General features: G+C 56.6%; 4 protein-coding genes. All 4 read left to right on the top strand.

Going from position 1 to position 5,502, the window contains the following annotated elements; translation table 11 throughout:
• Nucleotides 1–252 precede the first annotated feature (252 nt).
• The 4 genes from hemB (at nucleotide 253) to ACSZPU_RS22875 (ending at nucleotide 5,418) form a co-directional block, all read left to right on the top strand.
• Complete coding sequence (gene hemB, locus ACSZPU_RS22890) at nucleotides 253–1,224, top strand: porphobilinogen synthase (RefSeq protein WP_499003516.1); 972 nt, start codon at nucleotides 253–255, stop codon at nucleotides 1,222–1,224.
• Between the two features lie 130 nt (nucleotides 1,225–1,354).
• Nucleotides 1,355–3,073 (top strand): bifunctional ornithine lipid synthase OlsF, encoded by a 1,719-nt coding sequence (gene olsF / locus ACSZPU_RS22885; RefSeq protein ID WP_499003513.1) that lies wholly within the window; start codon nucleotides 1,355–1,357, stop codon nucleotides 3,071–3,073.
• A gap of 174 nt (nucleotides 3,074–3,247) precedes the next feature.
• Nucleotides 3,248–3,877: a response regulator gene (locus ACSZPU_RS22880; protein ID WP_499003508.1), complete on the top strand. Its 630-nt coding sequence runs from the start codon at nucleotides 3,248–3,250 to the stop codon at nucleotides 3,875–3,877.
• Nucleotides 3,877–5,418, top strand: a complete 1,542-nt coding sequence (locus tag ACSZPU_RS22875; protein WP_499003506.1) for an MASE1 domain-containing sensor histidine kinase — start codon at nucleotides 3,877–3,879, stop codon at nucleotides 5,416–5,418. The genes ACSZPU_RS22880 and ACSZPU_RS22875 overlap by 1 nt, the downstream gene beginning before the upstream one ends.
• Nucleotides 5,419–5,502 lie beyond the last annotated feature (84 nt).

Here is a 5,502-nt window from a genome sequence, read left to right as displayed (position 1 = left end):
TAAAGGCCAAATATTCACCAGTACAAAGTGATCGTATACGTTTTACAGAGAGATAATACAGCTCAGCTAAGGTAAGGCTAATACAGCTAAGGACTCCACTGAACCCCACCGATTAAATCGCACCTTCCTTAAGTCTCGCCCATACCATTGCGTCCCCTAGCTATACCCCTACCTTAACGCCGATTTTGGTGAAACATGCTGGTCACTTTTCGGATACACTGTGGCATCTATTCCTAAGACATCAGGCACATCATGACCGATTTAATCACCCGCCCGCGCCGCCTGCGCAAATCTGCCTCGCTCCGCGCCATGTTCGAAGAGACCACACTCAGCCTGAACGACCTGGTGCTGCCAATCTTCGTTGAAGAAGAGATCGACGACTACAAAGCCATCAGCGCCATGCCGGGCGTGATGCGTATTCCGGAAAAATACCTCGCCCGTGAAATCGAGCGCATTGCGAAGGCTGGTATTCGCTCCGTGATGACGTTTGGTATTTCTCATCACACCGATGCAACCGGTAGCGATGCCTGGCAGGAAAACGGTCTGGTGGCGCGGATGTCACGCATTGCCAAAGACGCGGTGCCGGAAATGATCGTCATGTCAGACACCTGTTTCTGTGAATACACCTCACATGGCCATTGCGGCGTACTTTGCGACCACGGTGTCGATAACGATGCAACGCTGATTAATCTCGGGAAACAGGCGGTGGTTGCTGCTGCGGCCGGTGCGGACTTTATCGCCCCTTCCGCAGCAATGGACGGCCAGGTGCAGGCGATTCGTCAGGCGCTGGATGCCGCGGGTTTTACCGACACCGCCATCATGTCCTATTCCACTAAATTTGCCTCGTCGTTCTACGGCCCGTTCCGTGAAGCCGCCGGTACCGCGCTGAAAGGCGATCGTAAAACCTACCAGATGAGCCCGATGAACCGCCGCGAAGCGATTCGCGAGTCGCTACTGGATGAAGCCCAGGGCGCAGACTGCCTGATGGTCAAACCGGCAGGCGCTTATCTTGATATCCTGCGCGATATCCGCGAGCGCACCACGTTGCCGCTGGGCGCTTACCAAGTAAGCGGCGAGTACGCGATGATCAAATTCGCCGCTCAGGCGGGTGCCATTGATGAAGATAAAGTCGTGCTGGAAAGCCTGGGTGCCATCAAACGCGCCGGTGCCGATTTGATCTTTAGCTACTTCGCGCTCGACCTCGCTGAACGTAAGATTTTGTAAGCCCCCAGGCCCGGCGCGCCTGCCGGGCCTGCTCCCCCTCCCTCCCCGCATTACCATTTATTCATAAAGCTGAAATGCAACTGTCATCCTGCACTTCTACTGTCATCGCAAGACGGCAGGAGGAGCCACCATGTTTAGTCTCGACAATGTACTCGATGACCTCTGGCCACAGGCCAAACCCGCACCCTGGCAAAAGAATCTGCTCAGACGTTTGTTATACGAAAAAGAGTTCCAGCGGTTCGCTGCAAACCATCCCCACCTGAAAGGGCTGGATATGGTGGAGCAGGTCCTGGAGTTCTTACAAATTCGCTGCACCATCCCCGCACACGATCTCGAACAAATCCCTGAACAAGGCCCCCTGGTCATTATCGCCAACCATCCGACAGGCACGCTGGACGGACTGGCGCTGATGTATGCGGTTTCCCGCGTACGTCGCGACGTCAAAGTCGTGACCAACCGCATGCTGAGCCATCTGGAACCCCTCAGCTCACTGTTTATCCCGGTGGATAATATAGGCGGTGGACGCACCCGCAAGGCCTCGCTGCAGAAGATGGAAGCCCAGCTGCAGAACGGCGGCGTGCTGATTTTCTTCCCGGCAGGGGAAGTATCACGCCTGACCCGCAAAGGCATTCGCGACGGCAAATGGCATCCTGGCTTTGTGAAGCTGGCGAAAAAATTCCGCACGCCGCTGCTGCCGATGTGGATCAACGCCCGTAACAGCCCATTGTTCTATGGTGCGGCATTGCTTTCCGATACGCTGCCCTTGCTACTGTTAGTGCAGCAGATGTTTCGCCGCAAGGGTACCCAGTTACCCATTACTATCGGCCAGCGCATTCCCTGGGATAGCTGGCAGCCACCTTCCCTCTCGGCACGTGATGTGGCAGATAAATGTGGCAAACATGTCCGTCAACTGGGCAAAAAAGTGCCAGGCGTCTTCAAAACCGAGTGCGCGATCGCGCGTCCGGAAGACCGGGCAACATTGCGTCGCGAGCTGAACAAGGCTGAGTGCCTTGGGCGTACCGCGGATGGCAAAATGATTTATCTCTGGGAGCGTAGAGATGAAGAAGATGTGCCACTGCTGCGTGAGTTAGGTCGCCTGCGCGAAATCGCCTTCCGCGCGGTCGGAGAGGGCAGCGGCAAACGTCGCGATACCGACAAATACGACGACGACTATCTGCATCTGATTTTGTGGGATGAAACCGATCTGGAGATTGTCGGCGCCTATCGCTTTATGCCGACGGCCCGTCAGGTGGAAGCGCGCGGCCCGGAAGGGCTATACAGCAATAGCCTGTTCCATTACGACCAGCGCATGTCTGAAGTGTTGCAGCACGGCATTGAACTGGGGCGCAGCTTTATTCAGCCGCGCTACTGGGGACGCCGCGGCCTCGACTATCTGTGGTCTGGCATTGGCGCGTATCTGGCACGTTATCCCCAGTACCGTTACCTGTTCGGCCCGGTGTCGATTTCCGGTGGCTTACCGCCAGCGGCACGAGATTTACTGGTGGCCTTCTATCGCCTGTGGTTCCCGGCAAACTGGCCGCTGGCAGAGTCTCGCCGCCCATGGCCCGCAACGCTTCCGGATGTGCTGGCACAGTTTACTGGTGAAGACTACACCGAAGATTTGACGCGCCTGAAATCGTTGCTGGGCAATCTTGGCTGCGGCATTCCGCCGCTCTACAAGCAATATTCTGAGTTGTGCGAACCCGGCGGCGTGCAGTTTATCGATTTTGGCTGCGACCCGGACTTCAACAACTGCGTGGACGGCCTGGTGCTCGTCGACTTAACGTATCTGAAAGCAAACCGCGACGATCGTTATATCGCCGCCCATCTGAACGACACGGCAGCCTGATTTCCCGCAAGGACTCGCAGATGGCCAGGGACGGCCTGAGATTGTGACCTTCCTTTCCCCTCCCGCAACGCTAAATATTGCAATTCTGTTACATCGGTTACATATCGTTGACCAGAGCATTGCCACCCCCAAACCAGACGGCATCATAAAGCTTTAGGCTGATGAGAGTGCGTTATGATTCGTGTGGTTTTGGTGGATGATCATGTGGTGGTGCGTTCAGGCTTCGCCCAGCTTCTCGGTCTTGAAGAGGATCTTAGCGTCGCAGGGCAATACAGTACCGCCGCCGACGCCTGGCCTGCGTTATTAAAAAGCGATGTGGATGTCGCCGTACTCGATGTCGCTATGCCGGATGAAAATGGCCTGAGCCTGCTGAAACGCCTGCGAACAGAGCGCCCTGAATTTCGCGCCATTATTCTGAGCATCTACGATACCCCCGCCTTTGTGCAAAGCGCGCTGGATGCGGGGGCCAGCGGCTATCTGACCAAACGCTGCGGCCCGGAAGAGCTGGTACGCGCCGTGCGCTCCGTCGGTCTTGGCGGCCATTACCTGTGTGCCGATGCGTTAAAAGCGCTGCGTGGTGGGATCGAGCCGGTCAAAGTGCTGGCCTCACTGACGCCACGCGAACGGGAAGTTTTTGATTTACTGGTGAAGGGTGACAGCGTCAAAGAGATCGCCTTCAAACTCGATCTCAGCCATAAAACCGTGCATGTTCATCGCGCCAATGTGCTGGGCAAACTGAACTGCGCCACCACCATCGAACTGGTCCATTTCGCGCTTAACCATAACCTGCTGGCGAGCCACTGATGTCGCGTTCGTTACGCCACTGGGTCATCTCGCTGTTTATTGTTCTGGCCTGGGGACCGGGCTGGCTGATGCTGTGGACGCTCAGTTTCTACCTGACCCATAACGGCCAGCAGGCGGTGCTGTTTCTGCCACACGGCGTGTTTCTGGCGCTATTGATTCTGCTCTCACGTCGTTTCTGGCCAGCATTATTGCTCCCCCAGATGGCACTGATTTTCTGGCTGCACAGGGAGCAACTCCTTAGTGGCTACACGATACTGGCCGCGCCCATCATCAGCCTGCTTCCGCCGCTGGTGACACAACATTTCTGGCACCGTTTTCCGCTCTACTGGCAGCGATTATCCCTGTTATTAACCGCCGTCACCGCCAGCGCGCTCTTGCACACCTTGCTGCTCGCCCCTTTTTTGCAAAGCACCATGCTGCTGGCGGGCCTGGCTTCGTTCACCGGCGGCGTGTTGCTGACGCCCTTTGTCTATCTCATTTTTGAATTCTTACGCCAACAGCACCGCCATCATCTGCTTGGCCTCGACACCATTGCCCCACCGCTACGCACCTCGCTTATCATCTGGTGCAGCCTGTTTTTTATTATCGGCATCGGCACGCAGATGGTGCTGTCACCGCAGATCGAACGCCTGCTGCTGATCGTAGTGTTTCTCCCCAACGTGGTAATGGCGTGGAAATTTGGCTGGCAGGGCGGCGTGTTATCGGGCCTGCTTGGCAGTATGTTGATCACCATCGCCCGCCAGGTGGGCGTTGGCTTTAGCGATCTGCTGGAACTGGAGATTTTCCTCGCAACGCAGGCGCTGCTGGGGATTGGCCTGGGTATCGCCATCAGCCGTCAGCAGCATCTGGCGCAAAACCTGCACCACTACCGCAGGCGGCTGGAGGCGGAATTACAGGCTCGCAGGGCGTTGACCGAGAAACTGATCCATACGGAAGAGGACACCCGCAAGAGCCTCGCCCGCGAGCTGCATGATGAAATAGGTCAGAACATTACCGCCATCCAAATCCAGTCACAGCTGGTGAAACGGGCAGGCGAAACAGACCAGGCGCTGGATGCCGCGAACCAAATCAACGAGCTCGCCAGACGCATCCATCACTCCACCCGGCAACTGTTGCGCCAGCTTCGCCCGCCAGTGCTGGATGAGCTCTCCCTGCAAGAAGCCCTGCACCATCTGGTTAACGAATTTGCCTTCGCCGAACGCGGTATTGCCTGCCATTTCGAGTATCGGCTAAGTGCCCCGCCCACCAGCGAAACCCTGGTTTTCACCCTCTATCGCCTGCTGCAAGAGCTACTCAACAACGTCTGCAAACACGCCTGTGCCAGCGACGTACGCATCATACTGAGTGAGCAAAACGGCCTCCTGCGTCTTGAAGTGCATGATAACGGCCTCGGAATCGCCGCCGAGAAAATGCCGGGCTTTGGCATTCAGGGCATGCGGGAGCGCGTCCACGCACTCGGCGGCGAGCTGACGCTCGAATCCCGCCAGGGAACGCGCGTAACTGTTAACTTGCCCACAATTTTGCAACAAAACCCGCTCTGACCAGGAAAAAGTCTTAGATAGTGTCGTCACAAGATTTTAGCCCAGAGAGCGATGCATCTGATCTGGACGGCAGCGAGAAATGAG

This window comes from Phytobacter sp. V69, assembly GCF_965644215.1.
Taxonomy (GTDB): Bacteria; Pseudomonadota; Gammaproteobacteria; order Enterobacterales; family Enterobacteriaceae; genus Phytobacter.
The sequence above is the reverse complement of the archived record's forward strand: the minus strand, read 5'-3'. Positions and strand labels throughout refer to the sequence as shown.